The sequence below is a fragment of the Ruegeria sp. AP11 genome, assembly GCF_056535865.1.
The window spans coordinates 568456-583656 of record NZ_JBQFJB010000001.1 but is presented as its reverse complement, the minus strand read 5'-3'; the positions used below and the strand labels follow the sequence as shown (position 1 = coordinate 583656).

The window sequence follows — 15201 nt, the reverse complement described above, 5'->3', positions numbered from 1 at the left end:
CTGGCGCAAAGTATCGATTGGCCCTGTCCTGCATAAACAGGACGGAGCCAGCCATGACCGACCACGGCCACAGCCAGCAAGAGATTTCCGAGCGGATCAACGCCCCACCCGGGCGTGGGGTACTGCGCGATGTGGTCTATGGCGGCATCGACGGCTCGGTCACGACCTTCGCCATTGTTGCGGGTGTCGCCGGGGCAGGGCTGTCGCCGTTTGTCATCGTGGCGCTGGGATTGGCCAATGTGCTGGCGGATGGGTTTTCGATGGCGGCGGGCAACTATTCCGGCACCAAAGCCGAGCTTGACAACATCCACCGCATCCGCGCCATCGAAGAGCGGCATATCCGGTTGTATCCGGACGGAGAGCGCAAGGAGGTGCGCGAAATCCTGACACAAAAGGGGCTGTCGGGCAGCGTGCTGGACGAGGCGACCGAGGCGATCACCGCCAATCACGACAACTGGATCAACCTGATGATCGAGGGCGAATACGGATTGGGCAGCGTCGACCCGCACCCCTTGAAGGCTGCGATGGCGACGTTTTTTGCCTTTCTGGTTGCCGGTATGATTCCGTTATTGCCCTTCCTGATGTCGATCGCGAATGCGTTTACCGTGTCGGCCTGGATGACCGCGGGTGTGTTCTTTGCCATCGGCGCGATGAAAAGCCGCTGGTCGCTCGCGCCTTGGTGGCGGTCGGGCGGAGAGACTCTGCTGATTGGTGGCGCGGCGGCGACCATCGCCTATCTGGTGGGCTCGCTGTTTCACCCTTGATGGGCAACGATGTCGCAGACCGGCCGATGAAACTGGTGCGCCGCGCATGACCCGCTAGAGTGACGATGTCTGTTCTGCCGGGGCCTGCGAAGATGATGCGCGACGCGAAAACCGTATTGGTCTTGGGCGCTTATGGGTTCATAGGCGCATCCCTCGTGCGATCTCTGCGCGCGGACGGTTACGCGGTCAGGGGCTTTGTACGTAATCTCGATACAGCCAAACGGGTCTTGCCCTCTATCGACCTGATTCAGGGTGATCTGCGCGCGCTGACAACCGGTCGCGGCTGGCGGCCCATATTGGCTGATGTCGACATTGTGGTGAATTGTGCCGGAGCCTTGCAGGATGGCGGGCAGGATGATCTGCGCGCGGTGCATCATCTGGCAATGGCAGCGCTGGGGCTGACCTGTGCCGAGCGCGGTATCGCGGTCATTCAGATATCGGCCATTGGCGCGCACGCGGATGCCGCTACACCTTTCATGCGCAGCAAGGCAGCGGGTGATGCGGCCCTGCGCGCCAATGTGTCAAACCTATGGGTGCTTCGGCCCGGGCTGGTCATCGGGCAGAGCGATTATGGCGGCACGGCCTTGCTGCGGATGCTGGCGGCGATCCCATGGGTGCAGCCGGTCGCCTTTCCGCAGACACCGGTTCAGTGCATCGCCATGGAGGATCTGTGTGCCGTGATCCTGTCGGCGATCAAGGGTGATCTGCCCGCCGGGGATTATGATCTGGTCGAAGATACCCCACATTCCTTGACGCAGGTTCTGGCGGCCACGCGGCGTTGGCTTGGATTTCCTGCCGCGCGCTGGGTGCTTCGGGTGCCCCCTGCGGTAACCCGAACAATCGCAACCGTTGCTGATAAGCTCGCGTCATTGGGATGGAGGTCGCCTTTGCGCAGCACTGCGATGACGGTCATGGCAGATGGCGTGACCGGTGACCCCGAACCCTTTCGCAAGACGACAGGTCAATCCCTGCGTGGGCTTGACGAGATTTACGGCAGCCTGACCTGCTCTCGCGAATACCGACTGAGCGCCCGAATGGCCCTGCTGATGCCGATTGTGATCACGGTGCTGTGCCTGTTCTGGGTCCTGTCCGGCGTGTTCGGCCTGATTGGCCTGTCACAGGCATCCGAGGTTCTGACCCACGCGGGATGGCCGGTTGGGCTGTCGGTGGCAAGCGTGGTTCTGTGGTCGCTGATCGATATCGGGCTGGGCCTTGCGCTGCTGTGGCGTCGGTGGGTGGTAGGGGCCTGTTTGGCGCAGGTGGTTGTGGCCGTATTCTATTTGGTCGCAGCGACACTGACAGCGCCGGAACTGTGGCTCGATCCGTTGGGTCCACTGGTCAAGATTTTCCCCGCGCTCCTGCTGCCCTTGGTCGTGATTCCCATGTTGGAGAACCGCTGATGGATCCCGATCTGATCCTGCGCTGGCTGCATGTGATCGGGGCCTGTGTCCTGTTGGGCACCGGTGCGGGGATAGCATTCTTCATGGTCATGGCGCACAGAACGGGCGAGGCGCGGCTTATCGCCCATACTACAAGCATCGTCGTGCTGGCCGATCTGGTGTTTACGACAACGGCGGTGCTGGTGCAGCCCGTCACCGGCGCGCTTCTGGCGTGGCGGCTGGGCTGGTCGCTGGGCGAAGGTTGGATTGTGCTGTCGCTATTGCTGTACGGGCTGACCGGTCTGTTCTGGCTGCCTGTGGTCTGGATACAGATCCGGCTACGAGATTACGCGCAAGGGGCCGCAACGTCACAGACAGACCTGCCGGCTGAGTACCAGCGCCTGTTCCGGATCTGGTTCGCTTGTGGAATTCCTGCCTTCGCCGCCGTTCTGGTAATCGTTTGGTTGATGCTGGCCCGCCCTGAGCTGCCACTCTTTCAACTGGTCTGAACAACAAGAGGTATCCATCCGGATTTCCAGACTGTTAACCGCCCCATGTGGCGCGTAAGTTAAAGTCATTTCCGCCCGGAGGTTCAGCTTGGAATCCTTGCTTGTCCTTGTTGGCCTGATCGTACTGGCCATTCCCGTTTCAATTATCGTGCTGCTGGTCGGCCAGTCCCGGCTGCGCAAGCGGGTCGAGCAATTGGAGCGTCAGTTGGCAGGGCAAGCGCCCGAGGCCCCCACGAAAAAAGAGGTACTGGCTGAACCGGTCGCCTCAGAGCCCAAACCGGGGCCATGGGCGGCACGACCGAAAGAAGTGGTTTCGGCTGCAGACACTCAGGCCGCGCCGACCGAGAAACCCCCTGCGGCAATCGTGCTGCGCAAGGATCGCTTTGCCGCGCTGGGCGCGTGGCTGCGCGAGAACTGGTTTTATGCGGTGTCCGCATTGTCGCTGGCGCTGGCTGGAATCTTTCTGGTTCAATACGGGGTCGAGAACGGGCTGCTGCCGCCAACCGCGCGCGTTCTGGCTGCGCTGGGGTTCGGCGTGGCGCTGATCGTGGCCGGGGAGGTGGTGCGCCGCCGATATGGCGAAGACGAAAGCGCCGCGACAGTATATCTGCCGTCGGTCTTCTCGGGTGCGGGTCTGGTGACACTGTTCGGGGCCATTCTGGCCGCTCGCCAGCTTTATGATCTGATCAGCCCCGAGGCGGCGCTGGCCGGCATGGTTGCCGTTGCTTTGATCGGGCTCGTTCTGGGCTGGTTTCATGGCCCGCTTCTGGCAGCGGTCGGTCTGATCGGAGCTTTCGCGGCCCCCTTCGTCGTTGGTGGATCGTCTGAAGACCCCACATGGCTCTATGGTTATTTCTTCGTGATCACGGTTCTGGGTTTGGGCATCGACACTGTCCGGCGCTGGGCATGGATATCTGTTCTGACGCTTGTCGGTGCCTATGGCGCGGCGTTTCTTCTGGTCCTGTCCGCACCACTCACCGAGCCGGGATATCTGACCTGCGTCACGGCTTTCGCAGTGATTGCCATCGCGATCCCGGTTCGACGCATCTGGCCTGACCATACCGGCCCGATGACCGCAGAAATCGCCCTGCGCCAGAAAGGCGACCCATGGCCCGAATTTCCGACCCGGCTGGCCTTTGGCGCCGTGGCGGTCAGTTCGGTGATCCTGTCGGTGCATTGGGCGGACTCGACCAGCGAGTTCTGGCTGGGGGTCACGCTGCTGGCGGGGTTGACGCTGGCGCTGATCCTCTGGGCGAAAGATGCGCGCGCGTTACAGGATCTGACGGTACTGCCCGCGCTGGGGTTGATCTGGTTCGTATTGGTGCATGGATTGGACCATGGTGCCGCAGTGCGCGCCTTTGCGGACACCTATGCGGAAACCGCCGAGGCCGATTTCCCCCTGCTTGCCACGCTGCTTGTGGCGCTGGGCGCCATAATCTCTCTGCTGGCGGCGTGGCGTTCGTTCCGGGCGGGCGCAACTGCCACCGCCTGGGCCGCAGCCGCAGCCCTGTTCGCCCCGCTGATGGCCATCGCGCTGGAGGTCGGATGGCACCCGGCTGATGTGATCGGGGCCTACCCCTGGGCGCTGCATGCTGTTGTTCTGGGCGCGCTGATGGTCGTGCTGGCCGAGCGGTTTGCGCGGGTGGATGGGGATAATCGGAAGCGGGTCTCTCTGGTCACGCTCTCGGCGCTGTCCTGTCTCAGCTTCGCCTGCATCATCGTGCTCAGCTCGGCGGCGCTGACCGTGGCGCTGACTGTCATGATCGTGGTGGCCGCCGCGTTGGACCGGCGCTTTGACCTGCCGCTGATGAGCTGGTTTATCTGGGTCGGCGTGTTCACAGTGACGGTCCGGCTGGTGCTGGACCCGGGCCTCGACTGGGCCAATACTGCGCCGCTGGCCGAGATGGTGCTGGTTTATGCAGCCGCTGTGATCGGGTTTCTGGCGGGTTGGGCCTTGCTCAGGCCACTTGACCGTCCCATCGCGACCCTGCTGCTGGAGAGCGCGGCCTGGGCGACGGCGGGGATATTGCTGTCGCTGCTGCTGTTGCGCTGGCTCGAGGGGTTCGGCGACGGCGGGGCCAAGGACAGCCATTGGGGATTGGGCCTGTTGGCGGTAATCTGGCTGTTGCTGGCCTACGCGCAGGTGCAGCGGTTCGAACTGGGCGGCAAGTTGAACTATGCGCGCTATCTGCTGGCCGGGTTCTTTGCGGCGCATGGCATCGCCCGTCTTGCGCAAGCATTGTCCGATGCGAACCCGCTGCTCGACCCAATGGCCGCCCCCGTGCTTGGCCCGCCGGTTCTGAACACCCTCGCCGTGGCTTATCTTGTTCCTGCGCTCGCCATCGGTTTTTCGGCCTGGCGCATCTCCACGATGCCAGTGTTACTGCGGCAGGTCAGTTATGGGGCCGCCTGCGTGCTGGCCGCAGTTTGGCTGGGGCTGGCGATCCGGCATATCTGGCAGGGCGCGGGCGGCATGTTCGAGGGCAATGGCGTCACGCAGCCCGAGCTTTACACCTATACCATGACTTTGCTGGTGGTTGGTGCGGTGTTGTTCTACCAGTCATTGGCGCGCCGCTCGGATTTGATGCGCAAGGCCGGGCTGGCGGTGATCGGGCTGGCGGTCGCCAAGGTATTTCTGATCGATATCGCCGGTCTCGGAGGGCTGATCCGGGTGTTCTCGCTGCTGGCGCTGGGTCTGGCGCTGGCGGGTCTTGCGTGGCTCAACCGCTGGGCCAAGCTGCGCCATTCGTCGCAAGACCCGGAACCTCTGGACCATTGAGGGCGGGCGTCCTATAAGCGCGGCCATGTATGACCGGCTGGCCATCATTATTCGAATTATATCCCCGGCGCTCTGACCCAACTGAGACGCCGGGCAAAGGTGCTTGAGACTTCGCACTGACCGCTTCGATCCGAACACGACAAGACCATTCTGAGGACGCCCCCAATGTGCGCCGAAACACCTGACTACAAAGACACGCTGAACCTGCCCAAAACCGATTTCCCCATGCGCGCAGGCCTGCCCAAGCGCGAACCCGCATGGCTGGACCGGTGGGAAAAGATCGGCGTCTATGACCGCCTGCGCGAGAAAGAGGGGCGGCAGCCCTTTACTCTGCACGATGGCCCCCCCTACGCGAACGGCCACCTGCATATCGGTCACGCGCTGAACAAGACCATCAAGGACATGATCGTGCGGTCCCATCAGATGATGGGTTTCGACTCGCGCTATGTGCCCGGCTGGGACTGCCACGGCCTGCCCATCGAGTGGAAGATCGAGGAGCAGTACCGCAAGAAAGGCAAGAACAAGGACGAGGTGAACATCGTCGATTTCCGTCAGGAATGCCGCAAGTTCGCCGAGGGCTGGATCGACATCCAGCGCGAAGAGTTCAAGCGTCTGGGCATCACCGGCAACTGGCCCGATCCCTACATCACCATGGACTATCACGCAGAGGCGGTGATTGCCGACGAGTTCATGAAGTTCCTGATGAACGGTACGCTGTATCAGGGGTCCAAGCCCGTGATGTGGTCGCCGATCGAAAAAACCGCACTGGCCGAGGCCGAGGTTGAATATCACGACAAGGAAAGCTTCACCATCTGGGTGAAATTCAAAGTCGTGAACACGGGCGACGTGACGCTGGACAATGCCTATGTGGTGATCTGGACGACGACCCCATGGACTATGCCATCGAACAAGGCCGTGGTGTACGGTGAGGACATCTCCTACGGTCTCTACGAGGTTACAGGTCGCCCCGAGGAATGCTGGGCGCGGATTGGCGAACGTTATCTGCTGGCCGATGATCGCGCGGCTGATGTCTTTGCGCGCGCACGTCTGGACGACTCGATGTATCGCCGTCTGTGCGATGTCACGCAGGAAGATCTGGCCAAGATCCAGCTGACCCACCCGCTGGCCGGGGCCGAAGGTGGCAATGGCGAATGGGACGACATCCGCGACTTCCGCGCGGCCGAGTTCGTGACCGACACCGAAGGCACAGGGTTCGTCCACTGTGCGCCGTCGCACGGTATGGAGGAATTCGAACTCTACCGCGATCTGGGCATGCTTGAGCAGGTCATCACCTACAACGTGATGGATGACGGCTCCTTCCGCGCCGATTTGCCGTTCTTTGGCGGCAAATACATCCTGTCCCGCAAGGGCGGCGAGGGTGATGCGAACAAGGCCGTGATCGATAAGCTGGCCGAGGTCGGCGGGCTGCTGGCGCGCGGCAAGATCAAGCACAGCTATCCGCATTCGTGGCGCTCCAAGGCGCCGATCATCTATCGCAACACGCCGCAGTGGTTCGCGTCTGTCGACCGTAAGCTGGACGACGGCATGGGCGAGATGGGTGACACCATCCGCGAACGCGCCCTGCGCTCGATCGACGAACTGGTGAAATGGACGCCGCAGACCGGCCGTAATCGCCTGTATTCGATGATCGAGGCGCGCCCGGACTGGGTTCTGTCGCGCCAGCGCGCCTGGGGCGTGCCGCTGACCTGCTTCACCAAGAAAGGGGCTTTGCCCACCGACGCGGATTACCTGCTGCGCAACGAAGACCTGAACACTCGCATCAAGGCGGCGTTCGAGAAGGACGGCGCGGATGTCTGGTACACCGAAGGTTTCAAGGAGCAGATCCTCGACGGCATCGCCAACCCTGACGATTACGATCAGGTGTTCGACGTGCTGGACGTGTGGTTCGATAGCGGCTCGACCCACGCTTTTGTTCTGCGCGACCGCGAGGACGGCACCGATGACGGTATCGCTGACGTCTACATGGAAGGCACCGACCAGCACCGCGGGTGGTTCCATTCGTCGATGCTGCAGGCTTGCGGCACCAAGGGTCGTGCGCCGTATCGCAACGTAGTCACGCATGGCTTCACGCTAGACGCCAAGGGCAACAAGATGTCCAAGTCGCTGGGCAACACCATCGTGCCGGAGGAAGTCGTCAAGCAATACGGTGCCGATATCCTGCGCCTGTGGGTGGCTCAGACCGATTACACCGCCGATCAGCGCATCGGGCCGGAAATCCTGAAAGGCACCGCCGACAGCTATCGCCGTCTGCGCAACACGATGCGGTTTATGCTGGGCTCGCTGGCGGACTTCACCGAAGCCGACCGGGTGGAACCACAGGATATGCCGCGTCTGGAACGCTGGGTGCTGAGCCGTCTGGCCGAGCTGGATGAGCAGGTCCGCAAGGGCTATGCCGCGTTTGATTTCCAGGGCGTGTTCAGCGCCGTGTTCACCTTTGCGACGGTCGATCTGTCTTCGTTCTATTTCGATGTCCGCAAGGATGTGCTCTATTGCGATGGAGATAGTGACCGCCGCCGTGCTGCGCGAACCGTGCTCGATATCCTGTTCCACCGCCTGACCACATGGCTGGCACCGGTGCTGGTCTTCACCATGGAAGAGGTCTGGCTGGAACGCTTCCCGGGCGATGACAGCTCGGTCCATCTGGTGGATTTTCCCGACACACCCGCCGACTGGCGCGATGCAGGGCTTGAGGCCAACATGGCCAAGGTGCGTCGCGTGCGCCGCGCCGTGACTGCAGCGCTCGAGGTGCAGCGTCAGGAGAAAGTCATCGGTTCAAGCCTTGAGGCCGCGCCCATCGTCCATGTTGCAGATGCGGAAACCCGCGATCTGCTGGCTACATTTGATGTGGACGATCTGTGCATCACATCGGGTCTGACCGTCACGGGGGATCCGAAACCCGCCGAGGCATTCCGGGTGCCTGAAATCGAAGGCGTCGGCGTGGTGTTCGAGAAGGCCGAAGGGGCGAAATGTCAGCGCTGCTGGAAAATCCTGCCCGATGTCGGGCTACATGCGCATCAGGGTGTCTGCGGGCGCTGCAATGAGGCGTTGAGCTGAACCACAGCAGAGTGCGGGTGGCGGGGTTTTGCAAAGCTCCGCCACCCGCTCCGAAGTATTTTTGATTAGAAGAGTGGGTTTAGCGTGATCCGGGTTGCGCTTGACCTGCAAACACTGTCAGCATCTGGCCATGTCGATGATTGCAGTGGATACCCGGTTTGGGCGGCTCGGGGTTGAAGAAGTGGATGGGGCGGTGACGCGTCTTGTCTGGAATGGGCGCGATACGGGGGATGAAACGCCCCTGTTGCGCGAAGCGGCGGCGCAGCTGAAGGCCTATGATGCCGGGCAGCTGACGCGCTTCGATCTGCCTTTCCGTGTCGAAGGGTCCGAGTTTCAGCGGCTGGTGTGTGATATCATGTTCGCCATCCCGTTCGGCGAAACCCTGACCTATGGCGATATTGCAAAGCAATTGGGGCAGCCGGCGCAACCTGTGGGGCAAGCCTGCGGAGCGAATCCGATCCCCGTCATCATTCCTTGCCATCGGGTGTTGTCCGCCACCGGATTGGGCGGGTTTTCCGGTGCAGGCGGAGTTGAGACGAAAGTGGCATTGCTTCGCCATGAAGGGGCGGCGGGCCTGTTGATCTGATCTGCAAATAGCTGTTGCAATTGGCTAGGTGCCGCCTCAACTTATAAGAAATATCGAATTTGAAGGATCAGATCACATGACCGGCCAGACAGATCCCGCCGAACGCAAGAAAGCCATTATCGATCGCCTGATGTCGCTTGAGGCGGAAGAGCTTGCCACGGCACAGGCCCATTATGATGCGTTCCTGAAGGACTCGCAGCTGGATGATCGCGAAGGGCATGACAAGGACGATATCGCAGCATCGCGTGAAAATGCGGATCTGGCCGCGGCTTTTGACGCGCCGGTACATGCACATCATGCCAAGATCGACGTGATCGAAAACACCGATTTCAGCCTGACCGATACAGTACAGCCCGGTGCGGTGGTCAAGTTCAACAACCGGCGTTTCGTGGTCTGCGTGTCGACGACCCGGTTCGATGTGGACGGGAAAACCTATATGGGGATCTCAACCCAAAGCCCGATCTATCTGGCCATGACCGGGCTGCAGGAAGGGGATGTGTTCACCCATAACGGGACCGATTTTGAGGTGCAGGAGGTTCTGTAACCTCAGCTCTTGCGCGATGGAATGATCTGCTGCGCAATCCCGGCGGACACCAGATAGAGACTGGTGACGACCAATCCCCAATGGGCCCAGCTTTCGGGGTGGAAATCGACCCAGGCTGCCCAGCCCGCGAAGAAGGTCCATGCAAAAGCCATCGGCAGTGTCAGGCTGCGCCAGCGTTCGGTTCGGACGGGGTGAACGAATTTCAGCGGTACGAACATCGCGAGCGACAGCAGCGTCACTAGCATCAGGATGACCCAGAAATTTGGTTCGAGCGCGAAGATCACGATAACGAACATGTTCCAGCAGCCGGGGAAGCCTGAAAAAGAGTTGTCCTTGGTTTTCATGCGCGTATCGGCGAAATACATGGCGCTGGCGAAGGTGATGACGATGATCGCAAACCAGCCGGTCCAGCCATCCATCAGGCCCGATTTGAACAGGGCAAAGGCCGGTATGAACACATAGGTCAGATAGTCGATGATCAGATCCAGCAATACACCGTCAAACTCGGGCGCGTTCTTTTTGACGTGATAGTGCCGCGCCAGCGGGCCGTCGATGCCGTCCACGATGAACGAAACCACCAGCCACAGATACATCAGGCTCCATTTCTCCTCGACGGCGGCCAGCATGGCCAGCATCGCGAAAACGGCTCCGGTGGCGGTAAACAGATGAACGGAAAGAGCTTTGAATCTGAGTGTCATGGGCGTGTCATGTACGATGCGTGCGGCAGATGCAAAGCAAAAAGGTATGCCGTCAGGGGATTTGCCTCAGGCTTTGGGATGGGTGCGATTGTAAACTTCCATCAGACGGGCGGTGTCGACAGCCGTATAGGTCTGAGTGGTCGAGAGAGAGGCGTGGCCCAGCAATTCCTGAATGGCGCGCAGATCACCACCAGCCGAGAGAAGATGGGTGGCAAAGCTGTGACGCATGGCATGAGGCGTCGCTGTGGCAGGCAGGCCCAGCTGCATGCGCGCCTTGGCCATCACGCCCTGGATTGCGCGCGGGTTCAGCGCGCCGCCGCGCACGCCTCGGAACAAGGGGGCCTCGGGCATCTGCGAATGGGGGCAAAGTTGCAGATAGCGGTCCACAGCGCTGCGCGCGACGGGGATCACCGGTACGATCCGTTCTTTGTCGCCCTTGCCCAGAATGCGAAGCGTTTCGGGTAAGGGGGCGTCTTTGCCGGTCAGCGACAGCGCTTCGGAAATACGCAGCCCGCAGCCATAAAGCAGGGTCACGACCGCCACATCCCGCGCCGCGACCCAATCCGAGGTCGACTGCAGTTCGACTGTTTCGATCATCGCGCGCGCGGCGTCTTCGGCCAGAGGGCGGGGCAGTTTTTTGGTGTATTTGGGCGCCCGGGTGGACAGGACGGCGGTAGGCTCGAACCCTTCCCGTTCAGCCAGCCAGCGGTAAAAGCTTTTGACCGCTGAGAGCTTGCGGGCAAGCGACCGCGCACCAACGCCCGAACTGCGCTGATCGGCCATCCAGGCCCGCATGTCCGAGACGGCTATGCGTTCGAGTGCGGCAAGACCCTGTCTTTCGCTATGATGCAAGGTCATGAATGACAAGAATTCTGTCACATCGCCACGATAGGCGTTTTGGGTGTTCTCGGACCGACCAGCAAGCGCGCCGAGACTGTCCAGCCAGTGCTGCAGAGCGTCGCGACAGGCTGGAGAAATAAGGCTCACGTCAGCCAGTGGCGCATGGAGCGTTCGAAGACACCTGCGAAGAAAGACAGAAGATCGGTGCCCAGTTGCGGCGTGAAATGCCGTGGATCGCGTGCGCCCATGACGATCATGCCGGGCAGGCGGCCAGCGCCGAGATCCAGTTTGAGACAGGCTTCGGACCGCAGGTCCTCGACTTGGGTGCCGTAGACCTGTGGGTTGGGGCGGCTGATCTCGCGCAGAGTAACCTCTCGGGTGGCGCCACTGCGGGCGGTGCTGAGGTAGCTGTCGATAAAACCGGGTTCGACCACCGTCAGAACGCCGCCCAGTTGGCTGACGGCCGGATCATCCTGTACCACGGTGGTTTCCAGCACCAGAGTGATGTGATCCACGCGCAGGATTTCGGCCACGTCATTGCCCAGTGCGCGCAGGAAGTCTTCGAACACTGTGGGTTCGAGAAGGCGCAGGATGGCACGGTGCACCTGATTTGTGCCTGCCAGATTTTCATAAGCTGCGGCAATGACCGAGCGGTGGGTGTCTTCCAGCCGATCCAGCCGTTGTTCCAGCCGCTGCATGGCGATGCCGCGCAGATCGATGACGTTGTCGCCGCGCGCCTGTTCATTGGCGGCGACAAGGGCCTGCATCAGGTCCTTGTCATCCAGCACCGCATCAGGCTCGGCGAGAATCGCCGCGCGGAGGTTGTCCTTTAACTTGGGGTCGCTGCTCATGTCCCGTCCGGTCGTTTTTTGTTTTGCGGGCTTATACCACGAGTTGCCGGATTTGCCTTGGGAAAAATGCACGCAAAGGGTGAAATTCGTTTGCGCTGTAGCGGGAGCTCCCGCCTGCCATGCGCTGATCAGAGATCAGCTTTGGCCGTTGGGCCGGGCGCGGTGCCTTGCGGCACCGCGCGGCGGCACCAGGGATCAGAGGATTTTCTGACCTGTCTTGGCCCAGTCGGCCAGGAAGGTTTCCAGACCCTTGTCGGTCAGCGGGTGATCGGCCAGCTTCTTGATCACGGCAGGGGGGGCGGTGATCACGTCGGCACCGATGCGGGCGCTGTCGGTCACGTGGTTCACGGTGCGGATCGAGGCGGCGAGGATTTCGGTTTCGAACCCGTAATTGTCATAGACCTGACGGATGTCGGCAATCAGGTCCATGCCGTCGAGGTTGATGTCGTCCAGCCGTCCGATGAAGGGCGAGATGAATGTGGCACCCGCCTTGGCGGCCAGAATCGCCTGATTGGTCGAAAAACACAGGGTGACGTTGACCATCTGGCCTTCGTCGCTGAGCGTTTTGCAGGTTTTCAGACCGGCCCATGTCAGCGGCACTTTGATCGCGATATTCGGCGCGATCTTGGCCAGCTTGCGGCCTTCGGCGATCATGTCCTCGGCTTCGGTGGCGACCACTTCGGCGGACACGGGGCCGTCGACCAGATCGCAGATCTCTTTGGTCACTTCCAGAATGTCGCGGCCCGATTTCAGGATCAGCGAGGGGTTGGTGGTCACGCCGTCCACCATGCCCAGGTCGTTCAGTTCGGCGATGGCGTCGATCTCGGCGGTGTCTACGAAGAATTTCATGCGGGCAGTCCTTTGATGGGTTGGCCTTGGTCGCGGATGGCTTTACCCCAAAGAGAGACCTGCTGAAACCCCCCGGCCCAAGGATATGCATTGAGCACTCAGGAGTATTTCGATCAGGGTGAATTGGTTGCGGTTCTGACAACGCAACCGCTGGACCGGACGCTGGACTACAAAGCGCCCGAGGGCGGATGTTTTCTGGGCGCGTTTGTCGAGGTGCCGCTTGGCCCGCGCAAAGTGCTAGGCGTGGTCTGGGGGCCGGGGCAGGGCGGCTTTGATCTGACCAAGGCGCGGTCGGTGATCCGGGTGCTTGAGGTCGCGCCCATGCGCGAAGAGATGCGTGTGTTCCTGGGCAAAGTGGCCGACTACACCCTGACGCCAATGCCCGCGATGCTGCGTCTGGCGACGCGCGCGCCGGGGCTGGGTGATCCGCCGTCGATGCGCAAGATTTATCGGCTGGGGGGTGCGCAGCCGGACCGGATGACCGATACACGGACACGCGTGCTGGAGGTGCTGCGAAACTATGGCGGGCTGGCCTTTACACTGAAGGAACTGGCCGAGCAGGCCGGGGTCACTTCGTCTGTTATCAAGGGTTTGGTGAAACAAGGCGCTGTGCGGGAAGAAGACAGCCCGCGCGATCTGCCCTATCCGCATCTGGACCCGGACCTGCCCGGAAAGACGCTGACCGGGGATCAGGCGGCGGCGGTGGCGCGGCTGCAGGCCGGACAGCGGACGGGCGATTACGGAACTACGCTGCTGAAAGGTGTGACCGGATCGGGCAAGACCGAGGTCTATCTGGAAGCCGTCGCCGAAGCGCTGCGCATGGGGCGGCAGGCTTTGGTGCTGTTGCCCGAGATTGCCCTGACCGCCGAATTCCTGACCCGGGTCGAGGCGCGGTTTGGTGCGCGCCCGGCAGAATGGCATTCAGGTGCTACGATGACCGAACGCCGCCGGGTCTGGCGCATGGTCGGGCAGGGCGCGGCGCAGCTGGTCGTGGGCGCGCGGTCGGCGCTGTTCCTGCCATTTCGCGATCTGGGGCTGGTGGTGGTCGATGAGGAACACGACACCTCGTACAAGCAGGAAGACGGCGTGCATTACAGCGCGCGGGATATGGCGGTTCTGCGCTCGGCCGTCTGCGGCGCGCGGGTGATTCTGGCCAGTGCCACGCCGTCACTGGAAAGCTGGGCCAATGCCGAGGCGGGCAAATATGAGCGGTTGGAACTGACCGCGCGCTTTGGTGCGGCTGTGCTGCCCGAGATGAAGCCCATCGACATGCGCGCCGAGCAGATGCAGCCGGGGACGTGGATTTCGCCGTCTTTGCGGCAGGCGGTGCGGCAGCGGATCGAACGCGGGGAACAGTCGCTGCTGTTCATCAACCGCCGGGGCTATGCTCCGGTCACCTTGTGCCGGGCCTGTGGCGAGCAAATTGCCTGTGACCATTGCGATGCGCGGATGGTGGAGCATCGGTTTCTGAAACGCCTGATGTGCCATCAATGCGGCGAGACGAAGCCGATGCCCGAAGAATGCCCCTCTTGCAGGGTTGAGGGCAAGCTGGCCCCAGTCGGACCGGGGATCGAGCGGCTGGCAGAAGAGGCCGAGGCGACCTTCCCCGAGGCGAAGATCGCGATGCTCAGCTCGGACCTGTTCGGCTCGGCGCGGGCGCTGAAGGCCAAGATTGAGGAGATCGCCGAAGGGGATGCGGATATCGTCATCGGCACGCAGCTGGTGGCCAAGGGGCATAATTTCCCCAAGCTGACGCTGGTGGGCGTGATCGACGCCGATCTCAGCCTGCATGGCGCGGACCTGCGCGCGGCAGAACGGACGTTCCAACTGATGCGGCAAGTCGCTGGGCGTGCAGGTCGGGCAGACAAACCGGGGCAGGCGCTTTTGCAGACCTTTCAGCCAGAACACCCGGTGATCCGCGCCATCCTTTCCGGGGATGAAGAGGGGTTCTGGAAGGCTGAAGCCGCCGGGCGGCAGGCCGCAGGGGTGCCGCCTTACGGCCGCATGGCCGGGATCGTGCTGTCAGGCCCCGAGGTCGGGCCGGTATTCGACATCGGCAACGCGATGGCCCGCAACGATACCCCTCTGCGCCAGATCGGTGCGCAGGTGTTTGGCCCGGCCCCGGCCCCCATCGCGCGTATTCGCGGGCGGCACCGGGTGCGGCTGCTGGTCAAGGCGCCCAAGGGCGCGCCCATTCAGGACGCCATCGCCCGCTGGATCGCGCCTTTGCGTCTGAAAGGCGACATCCGCCTGACCGTCGACATCGACCCGCAGAGTTTTTACTGACATCTGCGTCAATGCAGAGCGCCTGTGCGCCTGCCGCTTCC

At 62.0% G+C, this 15201-nt stretch carries 12 protein-coding genes; 8 read left to right on the top strand and 4 right to left on the bottom strand.

Annotated features, from left to right (window positions below; translation table 11 throughout):
• Window positions 1-53 precede the first annotated feature (53 nt).
• The 7 genes from ACR3E4_RS03020 (at window position 54) to ACR3E4_RS02990 (ending at window position 9636) form a co-directional block, all read left to right on the top strand.
• Window positions 54-764 carry a VIT1/CCC1 transporter family protein gene (locus ACR3E4_RS03020; RefSeq protein ID WP_480533845.1) on the top strand — a complete coding sequence of 237 codons (711 nt, stop codon included), beginning with the start codon at window positions 54-56 and terminating at the stop codon, window positions 762-764.
• A 65-nt stretch (window positions 765-829) separates the two neighbouring features.
• Window positions 830-2164: an SDR family oxidoreductase gene (locus ACR3E4_RS03015; protein ID WP_480533843.1), complete on the top strand. Its 1335-nt coding sequence runs from the start codon at window positions 830-832 to the stop codon at window positions 2162-2164.
• Window positions 2164-2652, top strand: a complete 489-nt coding sequence (locus ACR3E4_RS03010; protein ID WP_480533841.1) for a DUF2269 family protein — start codon at window positions 2164-2166, stop codon at window positions 2650-2652. The genes ACR3E4_RS03015 and ACR3E4_RS03010 overlap by 1 nt, the downstream gene beginning before the upstream one ends.
• Window positions 2653-2740: 88 nt before the next feature.
• Window positions 2741-5431: a DUF2339 domain-containing protein gene (locus ACR3E4_RS03005; RefSeq protein ID WP_480533839.1), complete on the top strand. Its 2691-nt coding sequence runs from the start codon at window positions 2741-2743 to the stop codon at window positions 5429-5431.
• Between the two features lie 165 nt (window positions 5432-5596).
• A complete protein-coding gene (gene ileS, locus ACR3E4_RS03000; RefSeq protein WP_480533837.1) occupies window positions 5597-8506 on the top strand; it encodes an isoleucine--tRNA ligase in 2910 nt (969 codons plus the stop codon).
• A gap of 130 nt (window positions 8507-8636) precedes the next feature.
• Window positions 8637-9092 carry a methylated-DNA--[protein]-cysteine S-methyltransferase gene (locus ACR3E4_RS02995; protein WP_480533835.1) on the top strand — a complete coding sequence of 152 codons (456 nt, stop codon included), beginning with the start codon at window positions 8637-8639 and terminating at the stop codon, window positions 9090-9092.
• A gap of 76 nt (window positions 9093-9168) precedes the next feature.
• The gene (locus ACR3E4_RS02990; RefSeq protein ID WP_480533833.1) at window positions 9169-9636 is read left to right on the top strand and encodes a hypothetical protein; all 468 of its coding nucleotides are present in this window, start codon (window positions 9169-9171) and stop codon (window positions 9634-9636) included.
• A 2-nt stretch (window positions 9637-9638) separates the two neighbouring features.
• Here ACR3E4_RS02990 and ACR3E4_RS02985 read toward each other — a convergent pair whose 3' ends face one another.
• The 4 genes from ACR3E4_RS02985 to fsa all read right to left on the bottom strand — a co-directional run bounded on the left by ACR3E4_RS02985 (window position 9639) and on the right by fsa (window position 12874).
• Window positions 9639-10334 carry a CDP-alcohol phosphatidyltransferase family protein gene (locus tag ACR3E4_RS02985; RefSeq protein ID WP_480533831.1) on the bottom strand — a complete coding sequence of 232 codons (696 nt, stop codon included), beginning with the start codon at window positions 10332-10334 and terminating at the stop codon, window positions 9639-9641.
• Window positions 10335-10400: 66 nt separating this feature from the next.
• Window positions 10401-11321 (bottom strand): tyrosine recombinase XerC, encoded by a 921-nt coding sequence (locus tag ACR3E4_RS02980; RefSeq protein ID WP_480533829.1) that lies wholly within the window; start codon window positions 11319-11321, stop codon window positions 10401-10403.
• A complete protein-coding gene (locus ACR3E4_RS02975; RefSeq protein ID WP_480533827.1) occupies window positions 11318-12025 on the bottom strand; it encodes a DUF484 family protein in 708 nt (235 codons plus the stop codon). Before ACR3E4_RS02975 ends, ACR3E4_RS02980 begins: the two co-directional genes overlap by 4 nt.
• A 195-nt stretch (window positions 12026-12220) precedes the next feature.
• Entirely contained in the window at window positions 12221-12874 is a 654-nt protein-coding gene (fsa, locus tag ACR3E4_RS02970) for a fructose-6-phosphate aldolase (protein ID WP_480533824.1), read from the bottom strand.
• A 90-nt stretch (window positions 12875-12964) separates the two neighbouring features.
• Between fsa and ACR3E4_RS02965 the strand changes: the two genes are divergently transcribed.
• Window positions 12965-15160: a primosomal protein N' gene (locus ACR3E4_RS02965; protein ID WP_480533822.1), complete on the top strand. Its 2196-nt coding sequence runs from the start codon at window positions 12965-12967 to the stop codon at window positions 15158-15160.
• Window positions 15161-15201 lie beyond the last annotated feature (41 nt).